Source organism: Streptomyces sp. TLI_053 (genome assembly GCF_900105395.1).
GTDB lineage: Bacteria > Actinomycetota > Actinomycetes > Streptomycetales > Streptomycetaceae > Kitasatospora.
The window spans coordinates 8,355,575-8,372,240 of the sequence record NZ_LT629775.1 but is presented as its reverse complement, the minus strand read 5'-3'; the positions used below and the strand labels follow the sequence as shown (position 1 = coordinate 8,372,240).

Here is a 16,666-nt window from a genome sequence, read left to right as displayed (position 1 = left end):
CCGGACCGGTCCGGGCGGCACAGCGGGAACGCGCAGGGTGCGGCGGTGAGGAGTCAGGGCGTGGTGGTGAGGGAGTCGAGGAGGATGCGCCAGGCCTCGGTGTAGGCGGTCGGGTCGTCGGGGGTCGCGTCCGGGGGGCCGAAGGCGACGTGCGGGGCACCGTGCAGGACGGCGAGCAGGAGTTGGGCCACCAGTTCGGGCGGGCGGGGTGCCATGCTGCCCTCGCCCTGGGCCCGGCGGATCAGGGTGACCAGGCCGCGCTGCACGTCCGAGAAGATGTCCGCCGCCGGGGCGGCCGGGTCCGGGACGTCGGTGGCCAGACGGAGGGCCGCGCGCAGCCGGACGTCCTCCTTCAGCCGCTGGGCGAGGTCCAGGACGAGCGCCTCCAGGACGTCGGCGGCCCCGGCGCCGGGGACGTCGCGGGTCAGCCGCATCTCCTCCCAGACCTGCCGGGACTGCGAGACCAGGGCGCCCGCGAGGGCGCGCTTGGAGTCGAAGTGCCCGTACAGCGCCCCCTTGGTCATGCCGGTGCGCTGCGCCACCGCGTTGAGGGTGGCCCCGCTGTAGCCCTGGGTGGAGAACTCCTCGGCCGCGGCGTCGAGCACCTTCTCCCGCGTACGCCGGGCCCGCTGCTGCTTCATCACGCGGTCCTCCTCGGGGTTCGGAGAACATTCCGTGGCGAGGGAATGTTCCCGGGCCGGCACGGTCACCGCCCGGTTCCGTTCAGGTCCGACCGGGAACATTCATCGGTGCTTCCTCCCCCGAGGTCGCGAACTCCCGCACGGGCCGGCTGCATTGCGGCACCGTCGCGGGCGTCCCGGCTCAGGAACCTACCTTCCGGAAGGATTGGCGTCGAGGCGGGATTCCCGCCGCCCTGTCCAAAACGCCGTCATCGGACGCGGGTCGACGGCCCTGCACCGGAGCCCCCCACACACCGAACTCCCGCCCCCACCACCGAGGAGCCGAACGTGCCCGAGCCCGATCACCGAAGCAGACCCGGCGCCGGAGCCGAAACCGGAAGCCCGTCCCGGACCGGGACCGGGACCGGGACCGCGGCCGGACCCGAGCCGCCCGGCCCGTTCCGGGTCCGGCCGATCGTCACCCGGCGGGGTCCCGATCCCCAGCAGGAGCGGGCCACCCGCACCCGGATGCTCGTCCTCACCGCCGCCGCCGAACTGTTCACGGCCCGGGGCTTCCGGCACACCTCGGTGCAGGAGGTCGCCGACCGGGTGGGGATGACGAAGGGTGCGGTCTACTTCCACTACCCGACCAAGGAGGCGCTGGCCGTCGCCGTGGTCGAACAGCACTACGCCCGCTGGCCGTTGCTGCTGGCCGCGGTCACCGCGGAGGGGCACGGGCCGCTGGAGACCGCGGAACGCCTCTTGGCGGGTGCGGTGCTGGCCTTCCGGGACGACGTCCTCGTCCGGGCGGGCACCCGGCTGCAGGTCGAACGCCCGCAGATCGATGCCGAGTTGCCGACGCCGTACGTGGACTGGACCGAGCTGCTGACCGGACTGCTGGCCCGCGCCGAGGCGCTGGGCGAGCTGCGGGCGGGGATCCGGCCCCGGGCGGCGGCCCGGTCGCTGGTGGCCGCGCTCTTCGGCACCCAGCACATCTCGGACGTCCTGCACGAGCGGGCGGACATCGTCGAACACTGGGCGGAGACGGCCGAGTTACTGTTCCGGGCGATCCGCGCGGACTGACCCGGCCGGGACCGGGGCGGGCGACACAGCCGAGACCGCGGCCGGGGCGGGCGACGAGGACGGGGCACCGCCACCGCCTGCCGGCGTCCCGGCACCCGCCACGGCACCGGCCCCGGCCCGGGTACCGGCGTGGGCCGTGGCCGCGGCCACCAGGGCGAGCACGGCCGCCGCGAGCGGGAACCAGCGCCCGCCGAACAGCGCGACGGCCGCGCTGCCGACCGCCCCGCCGGCGGCCGTACCCAGGTACAGGGCACTGCTGTTGAGCGAGATCAGCAGCTGGGCGCCGCCCGGGTCGAGCGAGGCGAGCCGGTGCGGCAGCGCCACCGACACCGCCCAGCCCGCCAGCGGGGTGACGACGGCGTAGGCGAGCGCGCCCGGCATCGAGCGCCCCGCCCACGGGAGCGCGGCGAACGCGAGCGCCGCCACCGTGCTGCCGGTGAGCAGCACCCGCCGGACGCCGACCCGGTCGACCAGGCGACCGCCGAGCCAGCTGCCCGCCACCGAGGCGAGGCCCGAGACCAGCAGCACCAGGCTCAGCCGGTCCGCCCGTCCACCGGTGGCCGGGGCGATCGCGGTGGCCAGGTAGATGTAGACGGTCTGGAAGGCGAGGAAGAAGAGCAGGGTGGTGGAGGCGGCGCCGAGCACCCGCCGGTCGCGCAGCGGCGCCAGCCGGTCCCGCAGTCCGGGTGCGGCGACGGGCGCCGGCAGGTCGCGCAGCAGCAGGGCGAGTCCGGCCAGGGCGGCCGCGCCGAGGGCCGTGACCAGCCACATCGTGAGGCGCCAGTCGGTGCGGCCGATCCAGGTGCCGAGCGGGACGCCGAGCGCGGTGGCGACCGTCATGCCGCCGAGCACGGTGGCCAGCGCCCGGCCGCGCCGCTCGGGGGCGACCAGGGTGGTGGCCACGGCGTTGGCCGTCGGGGTGTAGAGCGCGGCGCCCGCGGCGGCCAGGACCCGGGTGGCGAGCAGGGTCCCGTAGGAGGGGGCGAGCGCGCTGAGCGCGTTGGCGGCGGCGAACACGGCGAGCGCGGTGAGCAGCAGCCGGCGGCGCGGCCAGCGCGCGGTGAGCGCGGCGAGCGGCGGGGCGAGCAGCGCGTAGCCGAGGGCGAAGACGGTCACCAGTTGGCCGGCGGCGGCGACCGTGACACCGAGGTCCTCGGCGATCGGACCGAGGATGCCGGCCATGACCATGGTGTCGGTGCCGACGGCGAAGGTGCCGAGGGCCAGCAGGAGCAGTCGGACGGGCACGTGGTTCCCCCCAGGAGCGGACGTCAGCGGAACACTGTTGTTGGACGGATGGGCAACAGTTTGATGCTCGCCAAACAGTACGGATTGGTGGATGATTGTCAAACCGTCCCGTCCGCGTCGCACCAGCGCCGCCCGAGCCCCGAGGAGGCCGCCGGCCATGACCGACGACGAGCGGCTGCCCCAGCCCACCGCCACCGAGATCGACCTGGTCACCGTGCTGCACGCACTCGGCGACCCGGTCCGGATGCGCCTGCTGACCAGCTACGCCGACGGCGCCGAGCACTCCTGCGACCCGCGCCACCTCGGCCTCGAACACCTGCACAAATCGACCGTCTCGCACCACATGCGGGTGCTGCGCGAGGCCGGTGTCACCACCACCCGGGTCGCCGGCCGCAACCGCTACGTCTCGCTGCGCCGGGCGGACCTCGACGCGCGCTTCCCCGGGCTGCTCGACGCCCTGCTCACCGCGACCCGGGCCGCCGCCCCGACCGACGCCGACTGAGCCCCGCCCGGACCGGGCCGCCGCACGGTCCCGCCACGCGGTCCCGCCGCCCGTCCGGCCGCACCGGACCGGCGCCCGCGCCGCCCGCTCGGTAGCGTGGCCGGGACGGCGAGGGCGCGGACCAGCGAAAGGCCGGGCGGGCGCGATGATCGGTGAGGTCGGCGGACAGGCCGACGGGCGGACCGGCGGACAGGCCGGCAGCGGGCTCGACCTGGAGGGCCTGCGCCGGGTCTACGGCACCACCGGCCACCGGCTCTTCTACACCCTCGTCTGCCGGCGGGCCCGGCACTGGGGCTGGACCGAGCCCGGCCAGTCCAAATGGCGCTGCTGGCGGGCGCAACGGCAGTTGGAGGGGGTGCTCGGCCGCAAGCTCGCCCTGCCGCCCGGCGCCCGGGTACTGGACGCCGGCTGCGGCTCGGGCGTCGTCGCCCGCCAGCTGGCGGCCCGCTTCGGCCTGCGGGTCACCGGCGTCGACCTGATGGACTTCCACGTCCGGGAGGCCCGCCGGCTGAGCGCCCGGGCCGCGCTGGAGGACCGCACCGCCTTCGCCTGGGGCGACTTCCACGAGCTGGACCTGCCCGCCGGATCCTTCGACGGCGTCTACTCGATGGAGACGCTCTGCCACGCCCACGACCCGGCGCGCGCCCTCGCGGAGTTCCACCGGCTGCTGCGACCGGGCGGGCGGCTGGTCCTGCTCGGCCCCGCCGCCGTCCCGCGCGCGGAGATGCCGGACACCCAACAGGCGCTGCTGGACCCGTACCTGGACGCGATGGTGCTGCCCGGCGCCCGCCGCTACACCACCCGCACCCTGGGCGGACTCGTCACCGGGGCGGGCTTCCGGCTGGAGGAGGAGCTCGACGCCACCCCCTACTACCTGCCCACCACCGAGGCCCTGTACGGGTACTTCCGACTGCCGTACGCCCTGCTGCGCCGCCTCGGCGTGACCGAGCACTGGCTGGGGCTGCGCTCCACCGTGGAGATGTACCAACTGCGCCACCACGTCGCGTGGATGGTGCACACCGCCGTCAAGGACGGCTGACCGGCGCGGCGTTCGCCCGCCGGCGGTCGGGGGTCAGCGCCCGGCGCCCAGCATCCGGAGCACCAGTTCGCCGTAGCGGCGGCCGAGTTCCTCGGGCGTCTCACTGCTGCGGTCGGTGTACCAGCGGGACACGTCGATCCCGAGCGAGGTGACCGCGCGCGCCGCGGTCCGTACCTCGGCCACCTCGAACAGGCCGTCCGCGCGCCCCTCCTCGATCAGCGCGGTGACCTCGCGCTCGATGTCCAGCCGCAGTGCCGCGACCGCCGCGTAGTCGTCCTCCGGGAGCGCGTGCAGCTCGTAGTTGACCACCCGGCCGACCGTCCGCGCCCGGGCGTGCCAGGCGGTGAAGTCCTCGACCAGGCGCCGCATCCGGGCCACCGGGTCGCCCTCGCCGGCCGCCGCCGCCCGGACCAGGGAGAGCGCCGCGGCGTGACCGGCCCGGCTGATCTCGGCCAGCAGGGCCGCCTTGGAGGGGTAGTGGATGTAGAGCGCGGCCGGGCTCATCCCGGCGCCGGTGGCGATGTCCCGGGTGGTGGTGGCGTGGAATCCGCGCTCGGCGAAGGACTCGACGGCGGCCCGGAGCAGCCGGTACACCGCCTCCGGGCGGGTGTCGGCGCCGCCGGGCAGGGTGGGCCACAGCTCGGCGATGGGCGTGCTGGTCATGGCGCCATCCTCGCAGATCGGTCGTCCGGGCGGTCGTACGGGCATTCGCCCGGGGCCGGTCCGGCGGAGGACGGGAGACCCAGCCGGGCACCCAGCCGGGAACCCAGCCGGACACCCACCCGGACGCGCTCCCAGGGGCTGTTGACAGGGTGTCGCACCGACACCATGCTGAGCAAGCGCTTAGTCAGCAGTCGCTCCACCGGCAGCCGAGCCACCGGGCCCGTCGGCCGGTCGCCGTCCACGCCGAGAGGATCCCCGTGGTGCACTCCTTCAAGGGCCGGGTGGCCGTCGTCACCGGATCGAGCCGGGGCATCGGCCTCGGCATCGCACGCGAGCTGGTCGCCCGGGGGGCCAGAGTGTGCCTGACCGCGCGCAACGCGGAGCCGCTCGCCGAGGCGGTCCAGGACCTCGGCGGACCCGAGGTCGCCATCGGCGTCGCAGGCCGCGCCGACGACCCGGCCCACCAGGAGGAGGCCGTCGCCCGCACCGTGGCGGCCTTCGGGCGGCTCGACCACCTGGTCAACAACACCGGCATCAACCCGGTGTACGGCCCGGTCCTCGGCGTCGACGAGGCGGCCGCCGCCAAGATCCTCGCCGTCAACGTGCTCGCGCCGCTCGCCTGGACCCGCCGGGCGCACGCCGCCTGGATGGGCGAGCACGGCGGCTCGGTGGTCAACGTCGCCTCGGTGGCCGGTCTGCGCTCCTCGCTCGGCATCGGCATGTACGGGGTCTCCAAGGCGGCACTGATCCGGCTCACCACCGAACTCGCCGCCGAGCTGGGCCCCGAGGGCATCCGGGTCAACGCGGTCGCCCCCGCCGTCGTCAAGACCAGGTTCGCCGAGGCCCTGTACGAGGGCCGCGAGGAGCAGGTCGCCGCCGCCTACCCGCTCGGCCGGCTCGGGCTGCCCGAGGACGTCGCGGGCGCGGTCGCCTTCCTGCTCTCCCCCGACGCGGCCTGGATCACCGGCCAGACCGTGGTGGTGGACGGCGGCGTGACCCTCGGCGGCGGGCTGTGAGCACCCCGGCCGACACGCCGGCCGACGCCCCGGGAACCGCCCCCGCCCGGACCGCCTCCGCCCCCGCCGCCCGGCCCTTCGCCGGCCAGGGCGTCGTCGTCACCGGCGCCGGCCGGGGCATCGGCGCCGCCGTGGCCCGCGCCTTCGCGGCCGCCGGCGCCCGGGTGGTGGTGAACGACCTCGACGGCACCGCGGCCCGCGCCGTCGCGGCCGACTGCGGCGGCTCCGCCGTCCCCGGCGACGCCGCCTCCGCCGAAGGGCTGGCCGCCCTGGTCCACTCCGCCCGGGGAGCGCTCGCCCGGCACGGCGCCGAACTCGACATCTGGTGCGCCAACGCGGGCGTCGCCCCGGCCGGCGGCGCGGACGCCGCACCCGAGGCCTGGGCCGCCGCCTGGGAGGTCAACGTCCTCGCCCACGTCCGGGCCGCCGAACTGCTGCTCCCCCACTGGCTGGAGCGCGGCAACGGCCGGTTCGTCGCCACCGTCTCGGCGGCCGGCCTGCTCACCATGCTCGGCTCGGCCCCCTACGCCGTCACCAAGCACGGCGCGCTCGCCTTCGCCGAGTGGCTCGCCGCCACCTACCGGCACCGCGGGCTGCGGGTGCACGCGCTCTGCCCGCAGGGCGTGCGCACCGCGATGCTGGCGAGCACCGGCGCAGTGGGCGAGGCGCTGCTCGCACCCACCGCGCTGGAACCGGCGGAGGTCGCGACGGCCCTGCTGGACGCCGTCGCGGCGGAGCGCTTCCTGGTCCTGCCGCACGCCGAGGTCGCCGACTACTACACCGCCCGCGCCGGGGAACCGGACCGCTGGCTGGCCGGGATGAACCGCCTCCAGCGGCAGCTGGAGCAGGAGGGGGCGCTGTGAGGGCCTGGCAGGTGCCCGAGCCGGGCGAACCGCGCGTGGTGCTTCGGCTCGCCGAGGACGCGCCGCGCCCGGTCCCGGGCCCGGGACAACTGCTGCTCCGGGTCCGGGCGGCGGCCGTCAACTTCCCGGACGCGCTGCTGGTCCGGGGCCAGTACCAGGTGCGGCCGCCGCTGCCGTTCACCCCCGGGGTGGAGCTGTGCGGCGAGGTGGTCGACCAGGGCCCCGCTCCGGAGGAGCCGGGCAACCCCCCGGACGAGCGGTGGCGGCCCGGTGACCGGTTGATCGGCACCCCCGTCCTCCCGCACGGCGCCTTCGCCGAGTACGCGCTGCTGGACGCGGCCGCCGCCTTCCGGGCCCCCGACTCCCTGGACGACGCAGAGGCCGCCGCCCTGCACATCGGCCACCAGACCGCCTGGTTCGCCCTGCACCGGCGGGCCGCGCTGCGCCCCGGCGAGACGCTGCTGGTCCACGCGGCGGCCGGCGGGGTCGGCAGCGCCGCCGTCCAGCTCGGCCGGGCGGCCGGCGCCCGGGTGATCGCCGTGGTCGGCGGGGCCGCCAAGGCGGCCACCGCCCGCGCGCTGGGGGCCGACCTGGTGGTCGACCGCACCACCGAGGACTTCGTCACCGCCGTCCGGACCGCCACCGGCGGCCGGGGCGCGGACGTGGTCTTCGACCCGGTAGGCGGCGCGGCCTACACCGGCTCCACCCGCTGTGTCGCCTTCGAGGGCCGGATCGTGGTGGTCGGCTTCGCCGGCGGCGAGATCCCGGCACCCGCACTCAACCACGCCCTGGTGAAGAACTATTCGATCCTGGGCCTGCACTGGGGCCTCTATCAGACCCGCGACCCCGAGGCGGTCCGCGCCGTCCACCGGGAGCTCAGCGCGCTCGCCGCCAAGGGCGCGGTCCGGCCGCTGGTGACCGGCCGGCTCCCGTTCGAAGCCGTACCGGACGCCGTCCAGCGGGTCGCCGACGGAACCACCACCGGACGGCTGGTGCTCCTGCCCTGAACCGGCGGCGGCCACTGACCACGCCGCGTCGGTGCCCGCCACGATCACGTCCAGGGTGACTGCGGGGCCCTGCCGAGCAGGGCCCCGCCAACGGCGGGTACGACACCGGCCCCAGCCGGTGCGCGGTCGCCGCCGAACGCGAGTCTTCGCCAAGACAGACCCCGCCTCCTTGCGGCGACGGGGTCCAGTCGGCGGGCGCCCGGGGCGCCACATCAGACGGTGCCGAACTCCCCGTCGCGCACTGCATTGACGAACGCTGCGAACTCCGCCTCCAGGAAGACCAGCGCAGGCCCCTGGGGGTCCTTGCTGTCCCGTACAGGCACGACGCCGGAACGGTTGGCTGCTACTTCAACACACGAACCGCCGTTCTGGCTGTGGCTCGACTTGAACCACGCGGCTCTGGACAGATCATGCTCCCTCATGCCAGCTCCTTTCGCGTCTCGTGGATCAGATCCAGAGTCGCTGCCATCGACAACGCCTCTACCTGGAGACGATCGTAGGCTCCCTCCCAGCTGGTCACGGTGTCTGAGTCGCGGATCACGAACCTCCGGTCAGCGGACCCGGTGCAGCCCGCGACCGTCCGGTCCGTGAATGTGAGGAGGGTGACAAAGCCACTGAACGGCACGGGGTCGACCATGGAGAACGGGGCTACCTGGAGCACGATGTGAGGACGTTTCGCCATCGCGACGAGATGGTCGAGTTGGCCTCGCATGACCTCCGCTCCGCCCGTGTGGCGGTGTATGCCGCTTCGTCGATCACTGCGTGGACCAACGGCGGTCCGGCGCGCTTGTGGAGCTTCTGGCGAGAGCCCGGGAAGACCAGTCGCTAGTGGGCCTGAGCCTGCGTGATCGATCCACGCCGGACACTTGCGCTTCGGGCAGGGGCGGTGTCCGTCCGTACACCGGCCCCTATGGACACTGGCGAAGGCGCTCGGAACCACGGAAGCTCTTCTCGTCACCGAAGGACCCTCATAGAACAAGGGCAAATCCATGTAATTCCATGGATTGCCTTGCAAGATCGGTGATCGATGAAAGGAATCCAAGAAGTCATGCGTACCGATGTCCGGATCGCCACCGCTGCTCTCGTTGCCATCACCGCGCTGACGGCCGCCGCACCGCTCGCCACTGCCGCGCAGTCCTCGCACACCACCCGGCCGACGGCGTCGGTTCTGACGGCGGACGTCGAAGCAGTCCAGCTCACCCCGGCCGAACTCGCCGAGATCCAGCGCATTGCCGACGAGATCAAGCAGGACGCCGTACAGGAGGAGGGCCCACTGCCGGGCTACACCGTGTACAGCGGCAAGGGCGACGCCGCGAAGAAGATCATCGGCCTCCTGAAGAAGTCACCCGCCCTCTTCAAGAGCGCCGTCTCCAAGGCGAAGGAGGGCAAGGGCGCCTTCGACAGCTGGATGGGCAAGCAGAACATCATCGTCCGTGGCGCTTGGTGGGCCGCAGGCGGCTATGCCCAGGGCGTGGCGTGGGAGGAACTGAACAAGATGGTCGGCTGAGGAGCCGGGAGAGGCGAGGATCGAGAATGACGGAGCTGACGCCCGAGGAGACGGGCTCCAATCCGGTGGACACGTTCTTCGCGATCCCGATGTTGCTTCTGAGCGCGACCTATCCGCTTTTCAGGCTCGGCTCCGACGGCTTCCGCAGGACGGTCGGATGGCCGGTCTACGAGGCCGGACTGGCGTTCACGGTGGCGGGCCTGCTGTATTGCGCCTGGTCGCGACAGAGCCCCAGGGCGGGAGGAATCGCCTCAATGGTCGCGGCGACCGTCGCCGGTGTTCTGACCTACCACAACTATGGGCCGCCGCCGCCTTGGTGAGCAGCAGCGGGCGCGCCGGGCCGCCGGGCGGCACCGCACAATGACCCGGGCGTCCGGCCACCTGGCAACGCCTTTACGCCCGGTGGCCGAAGGCGGCGGGGCGGGGCGTTCGGCTTCATGGTTCGCGCCGGGGGCGTGCGCGCGGGTGGTGGTTGAGGTGGTGGCGGCGCTGGCTTCGAGGCGGACCCGTTAGACGGTGGGCTCCTCGGCGCCGTGCCATCCGGCCGGGCAGTGGTACTGGTCGCCGGCGCACACGACGGTGCGTTCGATGTTGATCGTCGCGCGCTGCTCGGGCTGGGGGCCACGGACGTAGCTGCCTGCCGGACCGATCGGCGGAGGGTGGCCCGTGCCCGCTCGGGGTGCCGGCCGCCCTTCGAGCGTTTCGACCGGTGAATCGTCGGCCTCGGGAGGAGCTGAGCAGGATCACCGGCCGAGGAACCCCGAGAGGCGAGGATCGAGCATGACGGAGCCGACGCCCGGGGAGACGGGCTCCACCGGTGCCTCGTGGTGACGCGGGACGGCCCGGCAGTGGCTGCCGGGCCGTCCCGGTCTGCGGGGTGCGGATGTCAGGAGAAGACGACCGAGCGGATCTTCAGGCCCCCGGTGTTGATGATCTTGCCGGGGTTCATGACGTAGAAGACGTCGCCCGCGCAGTCGAACTCGGCGAAGACGGTGGCCGTGGAGAGGGTGAGGTTCCTCGGGTGGTGGGCCGGCTCGTCGTCGGTGGTGCCGGGGAGGTTGAGACAGTCCTCGCTCGGCGGGTCGGTCAGCCCGTGCGGGATGCCGGGGCCGGTCCTGTAGAGGAATTCGCCGACGGCGGCGTTGGCCGAGTTGGGGACGGCGAAGAGAAGGGCGCCGGCGCTGACGGCGGCGATGGTGGCGAAGCGAAGACGCGTGGCAGAACGACGCATTGGTGTGGCCTTTCTGACAAGCCCCTCTGGGGCCGGTGGGGCGAGGCTGTGTTGCGCTCAGTTGGTAGTGAAGCACCGAAGGTGAACGCTCGCCTCCGCGCGTTCGGGTGAACGGGAGCGCGAAGGGGCGCCCGCCCGTCAGTACGCGCCCCCGGCCGGGTGGGCTGGAATCGATGCAGCAACGATGCAGGTCAGGTGGACAGTTGGCGCGTCCACGGGTTGGCGGGTGATCGTCAGTTGTGCGGCAGCGGCAGTCATGGTGAGGGTTTCGAGCCTGAGGGGGTGCGCGTCGGCCCGGGTGCGGGTGACGTGTTCCATGGGCAGCAGTCCGCTGCGGCGGGCGCGCAGTCCGTCGGCCTCGTGGGTGCAGAGGCGTTGGACGGGCCGCCAGGGGCGTGGCGCGGCCGCCGGTGACCGGGCGGCCCCTGTTCGAGGCCGTACCGGACCCCGTCCAGCGCGTCGCCGACGGGACCACCACCGGACGTCTGGTGGTGCCCCCCGACCGGGGCCGGTCGCCGCTGACGGCCGCCGCCGTCACCAGGCCGCGTCGGTGCCCGCCGCGATCACCCCCAGGGCCGGCCGCGGGGCCCGGCCGAGCAGGGCGGCGAGGTCGCCGGGCTTGCCCGGGCCGGCCAGGAAGCCGTGGGCGATCGACGTCAGGGTGCCCACCACCATGGGTACCTGGAAGGACGCCGTGCCCGCGGCGGCGATCCCCGCCCGCGCTCCGGCCAGCGTGCCGGGGCGGTACTCGACCGGCCTGCCGCTGCTGCGGCTGAGCGCCGCGGCGACCTCGGCGCCGCCCACCGCCTCCTCGCCGACCAGCTCGTAGACCCGGCCCGCGTGCTCGGCCGGTGCCGCCGCGACCTTCGCCGCGATCTCGGCGAGGTCCTCCCGGGCGACCGCCGCCAGCCGGCCGTCACCGAGCGGGGCGGTGATCACGCCGTCCGCGTCCGGCCGGGCCAGAACGGCGAGCAGTTCCGCGTAGAGGCCGTTGCGCAGGACGGTCCAGCGCAGGGTGGCGGACTCGCGCAGCCTCCGCTCCGTCCAGCGGTGCGCGAGCGCGTAGGGGAGGTGGTCGCCGTCGCCGGAGAGGCTGGTGTAGACGACGTGCTCCACCCCGGCGCGCTCCGCCGCCTCGATCGCCGCCCGGTGGCGCGCGATCACCACGTCGTCCTCGCCGTAGCCGGCCGACACGAGCAGTAGGGTGCGCACCCCGGCGAAGGCCTCGGCCAGCGTCTCCGGCCGGTCGAAGTCGACCTCGCGCACCGGCACGCCGGCCGTCCGCACGCGCTCCGGCGTCCGGCTGCCGGCCACCACGCCCTCCGGCCCGCCCGGCCGTTCGGCGAGCCGCTCCAGCACCAGCGAGCCGAGTCCGCCGTTGACACCTGTGACGAGAAGCATGGTTCCTCCGGAAGTCCTGTCGATCCCGTACCGGCCGTGCGGTCCGTCCGCCCGGCCCCGTCCGCCCTGCTCGGCGGCCCGGTCCCCATCCTCGATAACCTGGGCGTTCGACATAAGGAGGCACTTCGATGTCAGTGGGGCACACCGGGGTAACCACCCCGGCCGAGGGAGCGCGGCCGGTGGTCTGGTGCGAGGACGGTGAGGACTGCGGCATCCGTGACCTGCTGAACCGGCTCGGCGACCGCTGGACCGTCCTGGTGGTGGTCGAACTCGCCCAGGGGGTACGGCGGTTCCGTGAGCTCCAGCGCGGTGTGCCGGGGATCTCGCAGCGGATGCTGACCCTGACGGTCCGCCGGCTGGAACGCGACGGCCTGGTCTCGCGCACCGTCCACCCGACGATCCCGCCCCAGGTGGACTACGAGCTGACTCCGCTCGGACACAGCCTGACCCATCTGGTGCGTGCCATGGCGGACTGGTCGTACGACCACCACGACGCGATCGTCGACTCGCGGCAGAGCTGGGACGACGCCAATCCGGGCTCAGAGATTCGCTGAATCACCTATATGGGGAGCGGAGTTGACGTTGTGTCAGCGCTCGAACCGCATCTCCGGGAAGAGCGGCGAGGGCCCGTCCAGCAGGCGGTCGTCGTGGCCGCGCAGCCAGCGGTCGAGGAACGAGCCGACGTAGGCCCGGGTGGCGAGCACCGCCCGCTCCGGCCGGACGTCGCCGATGTCCGCGCGGACGGCGTCCTCCGGCACGGCCCCCTGGCGGGCGAGCTGCGGCAGCAGCGACTGCGCGTCGGTGTAGGAACCGTGCTGCGAGCCGAGCAGGGTGACATCGGCCTTCCAGCCCCGGGTGTGCTGCCAGAACGCGGCCCAGCCCGGCTGGCCCGGGTAGCCGCCGGAGTCCTCGCTCTCGGTGCCCATCAGCAGGAACGGGCGGTCCAGGCCGTCCTCGGCGACGCTGCTCAGGTGCACCCCGGTGCCGTCGGGGCCGGGGAAGTGCAGTTGGCCGTCCAGGTTGACGCCCGCCTTGATCCGGGGGTCGTCGTGCATGGCCTGGGCGGCCGTGAAGCCGCCGGCGGAGTGGCCGACCATGCCGATCCGGTCGAGGTCCAGCGATCCCGCCAGCGCGGGCGGCAGCCGCCGGTCGGTGCGCAGCGCGGCCAGCTCGTCCAGCACGAAGCGGGTGTCGGCGACCCTGGTCGCCAGTGCCTTGCGGAGCAACGCGCCGACGTCCAGGCCGGGTTGGCCGGCCAGCGCGGGAAGGACGGAGGTGGTCAGCCGGCCGTCCGGGAAGGCCACCGCGGAGGAGTCGGACGGGTGGTCGACGGTGACCACGACGTATCCGCGCGAGACGAGGTCCTCGACCAGCGCGGTTCCCCAGGTGCGGGGGTCGCCGAGCCCCGCCGAGTAGAGCACCACCGGGCGCGGCCGGGCGGCGGGCAGCGCCGGGGCGTCCTGCCCGGCGTGGGTGCGGACCCCGGACCAGTCGGTGCGGCCCGGATCCGTCCGGTAGTTGAAGACGCCGGCGCCGTCCGGGCCGCCGAAGTGCCCGGCGGCGCGCGGCTCCATGTAGCGGGCACGCCCGTCGGCCCGGACGGGGCGGGTGGCGGGGTACCAGACGCTGATCATCAGCTCCCGGTCCCGCCCCGGCTGCCAGGGGTCGTCCCGGCCGTGGTCGACCAGCCGCAGCGCGGTGGTGCCGATCGCGTACGGGCCGGTGGGCTGCGGCAGTCCGGCCCGGGCCAGGCGTTCGGCGACCGCCGGCGCGGCCTCCGCCGGGGCCGTCGCCGCCCCGGCGCCGCCCAGCACGGCCGTGGCCGCCAGGGCGACCGCGACGCCGGTCCGCAGTCCCCGTCCGTGGCCCCGTGCGGCTCGTCCCTGCACCCGCTCGCGCATGCTCCCAGCTCCCCGTGGCGTGCGGCCCGCCGTCCGCCGGCCGGCCCGTACGGCGACAGTACGGGCCGGGGCGGTGCGTGGACGTCATACCGCGGAGCCAACCCGCCGGGTCGTACCCGGGTACTACTCGGGCACGACCCGGGCGGGCGTACCGGGGGCGGCGGCCGCCCGGCACCGGAGCGGCGACGGCGCCCCGTCAGCGGTAGCGACGCAGCTCGCGCCGGGCGAGCGAGCGCTTGTGCACCTCGTCCGGCCCGTCGGCGATCCGGATCGTGCGGTTGAACGCCCACAGGGCGGCGAGCGGGGTGTCCTGGCTGACACCGGCGGCGCCGTGGGCCTGGACGGCCTTGTCCAGGATCCATTCGACGGTGCGCGGTGTGGCGATCTTGATGGCCTGGATCTCGGTGTGCGCGCCGCGGTTGCCGACGGTGTCCATCAGCCAGGCGGTCTTCAGCACCAGCAGCCTCAACTGCTCGATCCGGACCCGGGATTCGGCGATCCAGTCCTGGACGACACCCTGCTCGGCGAGCGGTCCGCCGAAGGCACTGCGGTCCAGGACGCGCCGACAGGTCAGTTCGAGCGCCCGCTCCGCGATGCCGATGGCCCGCATGCAGTGGTGGATCCGGCCGGGGCCGAGGCGGGCCTGGGCGATGGCGAAGCCGGCGCCCTCCTCGCCGAGCAGGTTCCCGGCCGGGACCCGGACGCCCTCGAAGGTGACCTCGGCGTGGCCGCCGTGGTCGGCGTCGTCGTAGCCGAAGACGGTCATGCCGCGCCGTACGGTGACGCCGGGGGTGTCGCGCGGCACCAGGACCATGCTCTGCTGCCGGTGCGGCTCGGCGCCGGGATCGGTCTTGCCCATCACGATCAGGAGGCGGCAGTCGGGGTTCATCGCGCCGCTGATGTACCACTTGCGGCCGTCGACCACGTACTCGTCGCCGTCGCGCACGATCCGGGTGGCGATGTTGGCGGCGTCGGAGGAGGCGACGTCGGGTTCGGTCATCGCGAAGGCGGAGCGGATCCGGGCGTCGAGCAGCGGTTCCAGCCAGCGTTCGCGCTGCTCGGCGGTGCCGAACCCGGCCAGCAGCTCCATGTTCCCGGTGTCGGGGGCGGCGCAGTTGAGGGCGGGCGGGGCGAGGTGCGGGCTGCGGCCGGTGATCTCGGCGAGCGGCGCGTACTGGAGGTTGGTGAGTCCGGCGCCGTGCTCGCCGGGCAGGAAGAGGTTCCACAGCCCCTGCTTGCGCGCCTCCACCCGCAGGTCGGCGACCACCGGCGGGATCTCCCAGCGCGGCCGGGCCGGGTCGGCGAGCTGGGCGGCCAGCACCGGTTCGGCCGGGTACACCTGCCGGTCCATGAACTCCTCCAGCCGGTCGCGGAGTTCGAGGGTGCGGCGGTCGTAGGAGAAGTCCATCGGTCAGTGTCCCTTCAGCGTGGTGAGGCCGTGCTCGATCAGGACGGGCGCCGCCGTGCCGGCCCGTTCGAACCCGGCGCCGAGGGTTCGGCCCTGGCGGAACCGGTAGTGGATGCCCTCGGCGACGACGGCGAGCTTGTAGGCGGCGAACGCCACGTACCAGTCGAGTTCGGCGGCGTCCCGGCCGGTGGACCGCGCGTAGCGGTCGACGAGTTCGGCGCTGCGCGGGAAGCCGGGCGCGGTGGCCGCGGCCGGGACGAGTCCGCCGCCGGCACCGGCCAGTTCGGTGTACATCACCAGCAGTCCGACGTCGGTGAGCGGGTCGCCGAGGGTGGACATCTCCCAGTCCAGGACGGCGCCGATGACGTCCCGCCCGTCGTGCTCCTGGAGCAGCACGTTGTCGAGCCGGTAGTCCCCGTGCACCAGGGCCGGGGCCGGGGAGGCCGGCCGCCGGGCGGTGAGCAGTTCGTGCAGCCGGTCGACGCCGGGCAGGTCACGGCTCCGTGATGCCTCCAACTGTTTTGACCAGCGCCGCAGTTGACGGTCGAGATAGCCGTCGGGACGGCCGAAGCCGGCCAGCCCGACCGCCGCCGGGTCGATCCGGTGCAGGGTCGCGAGGGTGTTCACCAGGGCCTCGCCCACCGCCCGCACCCGGGCCTCGCCGAGCGCGCCGAAGGCCTCGGCGTCCCGGTGCACGACGCCGGGCACGAAGGCCATCAGGTACCAGGGGGCGCCGAGCACCTCCGTACCCGGGTCCAGGTGGACCGTCTCCGGCACCGGCACCCCGGTGCCGCGCAGCGCCGTCATCACCCGGTACTCGCGGCCCATGTCGTGCGCGGTGGCGAGCACGTGCCCGAGCGGCGGCCGGCGCAGCACCCAGTCGTTGACGCCGTCGGTGAGCCGGTAGCTGAGGTTGGAGCGGCCGCCCTCGATCAGCCGCGCCCGCAGCGGACCGGCCACCGTACCGGGCAGGCTGCGCTCCAGGTGGTCGCGCAATCGCCCCAGGTCCAGCCCCTGCGGCGACGCCGGTGCGGGCTCCGGACCTGGCTCCGGTGCGGGCCCCGACCTGCTCTCCGGTGTGCTGTCCGACCTGCTCTCCGGCACGGGCACTCTCCCTCCGTCCGCCGACCGCGTCGTCGACGACCAAGCACTGACCAAGCGCCGGCCAAGCATCGACCAA

20 protein-coding genes are annotated in these 16,666 nt (G+C 74.3%); 9 read left to right on the top strand and 11 right to left on the bottom strand.

The window, feature by feature from the left end; translation table 11 throughout:
- Positions 1–53: 53 nt before the first annotated feature.
- Positions 54–641 carry a TetR family transcriptional regulator gene (locus BLU95_RS34920; RefSeq protein WP_231978914.1) on the bottom strand — a complete coding sequence of 196 codons (588 nt, stop codon included), beginning with the start codon at positions 639–641 and terminating at the stop codon, positions 54–56.
- Positions 642–968: 327 nt separating this feature from the next.
- Here BLU95_RS34920 and BLU95_RS34915 point away from each other — a divergent pair, with 327 nt between their 5' ends.
- Positions 969–1,703, top strand: coding sequence for a ScbR family autoregulator-binding transcription factor (locus BLU95_RS34915; protein WP_231978035.1), 735 nt, complete (start codon positions 969–971; stop codon positions 1,701–1,703).
- On the opposite strand, the gene BLU95_RS34910 is transcribed toward BLU95_RS34915, so the two are convergent.
- Positions 1,674–2,948: an MFS transporter gene (locus tag BLU95_RS34910; protein WP_093863498.1), complete on the bottom strand. Its 1,275-nt coding sequence runs from the start codon at positions 2,946–2,948 to the stop codon at positions 1,674–1,676. The two genes, BLU95_RS34915 and BLU95_RS34910, sit on opposite strands and share 30 nt — an antisense overlap.
- 157 nt (positions 2,949–3,105) lie before the next feature.
- Here BLU95_RS34910 and BLU95_RS34905 point away from each other — a divergent pair, with 157 nt between their 5' ends.
- Together BLU95_RS34905 and BLU95_RS34900 are read left to right on the top strand one after the other, a co-directional pair.
- Complete coding sequence (locus BLU95_RS34905) at positions 3,106–3,450, top strand: ArsR/SmtB family transcription factor (protein WP_093863497.1); 345 nt, start codon at positions 3,106–3,108, stop codon at positions 3,448–3,450.
- A gap of 145 nt (positions 3,451–3,595) precedes the next feature.
- On the top strand, positions 3,596–4,489 hold the full coding sequence (locus BLU95_RS34900) for a class I SAM-dependent methyltransferase (protein WP_093863496.1): 894 nt from the start codon (positions 3,596–3,598) through the stop codon (positions 4,487–4,489).
- A gap of 33 nt (positions 4,490–4,522) precedes the next feature.
- Here the strand turns inward: BLU95_RS34900 and BLU95_RS34895 are convergent, their stop codons facing one another.
- Positions 4,523–5,152, bottom strand: a complete 630-nt coding sequence (locus BLU95_RS34895) for a TetR/AcrR family transcriptional regulator (RefSeq protein WP_093863495.1) — start codon at positions 5,150–5,152, stop codon at positions 4,523–4,525.
- Positions 5,153–5,409: 257 nt separating this feature from the next.
- Here BLU95_RS34895 and BLU95_RS34890 point away from each other — a divergent pair, with 257 nt between their 5' ends.
- The 3 genes from BLU95_RS34890 (at position 5,410) to BLU95_RS34880 (ending at position 8,038) form a co-directional block, all read left to right on the top strand.
- Entirely contained in the window at positions 5,410–6,168 is a 759-nt protein-coding gene (locus BLU95_RS34890; RefSeq protein WP_162497200.1) for an SDR family oxidoreductase, read from the top strand.
- Between the two features lie 119 nt (positions 6,169–6,287).
- Entirely contained in the window at positions 6,288–7,031 is a 744-nt protein-coding gene (locus BLU95_RS34885; protein ID WP_231978913.1) for an SDR family oxidoreductase, read from the top strand.
- Complete coding sequence (locus BLU95_RS34880; RefSeq protein ID WP_093863493.1) at positions 7,028–8,038, top strand: NADPH:quinone oxidoreductase family protein; 1,011 nt, start codon at positions 7,028–7,030, stop codon at positions 8,036–8,038. The genes BLU95_RS34885 and BLU95_RS34880 overlap by 4 nt, the downstream gene beginning before the upstream one ends.
- A 212-nt stretch (positions 8,039–8,250) precedes the next feature.
- Here BLU95_RS34880 and BLU95_RS34875 read toward each other — a convergent pair whose 3' ends face one another.
- Positions 8,251–8,460, bottom strand: coding sequence for a DUF397 domain-containing protein (locus tag BLU95_RS34875; RefSeq protein ID WP_093863492.1), 210 nt, complete (start codon positions 8,458–8,460; stop codon positions 8,251–8,253).
- Positions 8,457–9,029 (bottom strand): Scr1 family TA system antitoxin-like transcriptional regulator, encoded by a 573-nt coding sequence (locus BLU95_RS45310; protein WP_286158601.1) that lies wholly within the window; start codon positions 9,027–9,029, stop codon positions 8,457–8,459. The genes BLU95_RS34875 and BLU95_RS45310 overlap by 4 nt, the downstream gene beginning before the upstream one ends.
- Positions 9,030–9,086: 57 nt before the next feature.
- Between BLU95_RS45310 and BLU95_RS34865 the strand changes: the two genes are divergently transcribed.
- Both BLU95_RS34865 and BLU95_RS34860 read left to right on the top strand, forming a co-directional pair.
- Positions 9,087–9,545, top strand: coding sequence for a hypothetical protein (locus BLU95_RS34865; RefSeq protein WP_093863490.1), 459 nt, complete (start codon positions 9,087–9,089; stop codon positions 9,543–9,545).
- Between the two features lie 26 nt (positions 9,546–9,571).
- On the top strand, positions 9,572–9,865 hold the full coding sequence (locus BLU95_RS34860; RefSeq protein WP_093863489.1) for a hypothetical protein: 294 nt from the start codon (positions 9,572–9,574) through the stop codon (positions 9,863–9,865).
- A 566-nt stretch (positions 9,866–10,431) separates the two neighbouring features.
- On the opposite strand, the gene BLU95_RS34855 is transcribed toward BLU95_RS34860, so the two are convergent.
- The 3 genes from BLU95_RS34855 to BLU95_RS34845 form a co-directional block, all read right to left on the bottom strand.
- The gene (locus tag BLU95_RS34855; RefSeq protein WP_093863488.1) at positions 10,432–10,776 is read right to left on the bottom strand and encodes a hypothetical protein; all 345 of its coding nucleotides are present in this window, start codon (positions 10,774–10,776) and stop codon (positions 10,432–10,434) included.
- A gap of 138 nt (positions 10,777–10,914) precedes the next feature.
- Positions 10,915–11,094: a hypothetical protein gene (locus BLU95_RS34850; RefSeq protein ID WP_093863487.1), complete on the bottom strand. Its 180-nt coding sequence runs from the start codon at positions 11,092–11,094 to the stop codon at positions 10,915–10,917.
- A 216-nt stretch (positions 11,095–11,310) separates the two neighbouring features.
- Positions 11,311–12,177: an NAD(P)H-binding protein gene (locus BLU95_RS34845; RefSeq protein ID WP_093863486.1), complete on the bottom strand. Its 867-nt coding sequence runs from the start codon at positions 12,175–12,177 to the stop codon at positions 11,311–11,313.
- A 128-nt stretch (positions 12,178–12,305) separates the two neighbouring features.
- Between BLU95_RS34845 and BLU95_RS34840 the strand changes: the two genes are divergently transcribed.
- A complete protein-coding gene (locus tag BLU95_RS34840; protein ID WP_093863485.1) occupies positions 12,306–12,731 on the top strand; it encodes a winged helix-turn-helix transcriptional regulator in 426 nt (141 codons plus the stop codon).
- Positions 12,732–12,764: 33 nt separating this feature from the next.
- On the opposite strand, the gene BLU95_RS34835 is transcribed toward BLU95_RS34840, so the two are convergent.
- The 3 genes from BLU95_RS34835 to BLU95_RS34825 all read right to left on the bottom strand — a co-directional run bounded on the left by BLU95_RS34835 (position 12,765) and on the right by BLU95_RS34825 (position 16,482).
- Positions 12,765–14,078 carry an alpha/beta hydrolase family protein gene (locus tag BLU95_RS34835; RefSeq protein ID WP_173862192.1) on the bottom strand — a complete coding sequence of 438 codons (1,314 nt, stop codon included), beginning with the start codon at positions 14,076–14,078 and terminating at the stop codon, positions 12,765–12,767.
- A gap of 196 nt (positions 14,079–14,274) precedes the next feature.
- Entirely contained in the window at positions 14,275–15,486 is a 1,212-nt protein-coding gene (locus BLU95_RS34830) for an acyl-CoA dehydrogenase family protein (protein ID WP_093863484.1), read from the bottom strand.
- Between the two features lie 3 nt (positions 15,487–15,489).
- The gene (locus tag BLU95_RS34825) at positions 15,490–16,482 is read right to left on the bottom strand and encodes a phosphotransferase family protein (protein ID WP_502689758.1); all 993 of its coding nucleotides are present in this window, start codon (positions 16,480–16,482) and stop codon (positions 15,490–15,492) included.
- Positions 16,483–16,666 lie beyond the last annotated feature (184 nt).

Coding starts and splice junctions, on each gene's coding strand:
- BLU95_RS34905 (WP_093863497.1), top strand. CDS start 3,106: ATGACCGACGACGAGCGGCTGCCCCAGCCCACCGCCACCGAGATCGAC.
- BLU95_RS34860 (WP_093863489.1), top strand. CDS start 9,572: ATGACGGAGCTGACGCCCGAGGAGACGGGCTCCAATCCGGTGGACACG.
- BLU95_RS34855 (WP_093863488.1), bottom strand. CDS start 10,776: ATGCGTCGTTCTGCCACGCGTCTTCGCTTCGCCACCATCGCCGCCGTC.
- BLU95_RS34835 (WP_173862192.1), bottom strand. CDS start 14,078: ATGCGCGAGCGGGTGCAGGGACGAGCCGCACGGGGCCACGGACGGGGA.
- BLU95_RS45310 (WP_286158601.1), bottom strand. CDS start 9,029: ATGGATTTGCCCTTGTTCTATGAGGGTCCTTCGGTGACGAGAAGAGCT.
- BLU95_RS34875 (WP_093863492.1), bottom strand. CDS start 8,460: ATGAGGGAGCATGATCTGTCCAGAGCCGCGTGGTTCAAGTCGAGCCAC.
- BLU95_RS34840 (WP_093863485.1), top strand. CDS start 12,306: ATGTCAGTGGGGCACACCGGGGTAACCACCCCGGCCGAGGGAGCGCGG.
- BLU95_RS34920 (WP_231978914.1), bottom strand. CDS start 641: ATGAAGCAGCAGCGGGCCCGGCGTACGCGGGAGAAGGTGCTCGACGCC.
- BLU95_RS34895 (WP_093863495.1), bottom strand. CDS start 5,152: ATGACCAGCACGCCCATCGCCGAGCTGTGGCCCACCCTGCCCGGCGGC.
- BLU95_RS34865 (WP_093863490.1), top strand. CDS start 9,087: ATGCGTACCGATGTCCGGATCGCCACCGCTGCTCTCGTTGCCATCACC.
- BLU95_RS34900 (WP_093863496.1), top strand. CDS start 3,596: ATGATCGGTGAGGTCGGCGGACAGGCCGACGGGCGGACCGGCGGACAG.
- BLU95_RS34850 (WP_093863487.1), bottom strand. CDS start 11,094: ATGGAACACGTCACCCGCACCCGGGCCGACGCGCACCCCCTCAGGCTC.
- BLU95_RS34830 (WP_093863484.1), bottom strand. CDS start 15,486: ATGGACTTCTCCTACGACCGCCGCACCCTCGAACTCCGCGACCGGCTG.
- BLU95_RS34845 (WP_093863486.1), bottom strand. CDS start 12,177: ATGCTTCTCGTCACAGGTGTCAACGGCGGACTCGGCTCGCTGGTGCTG.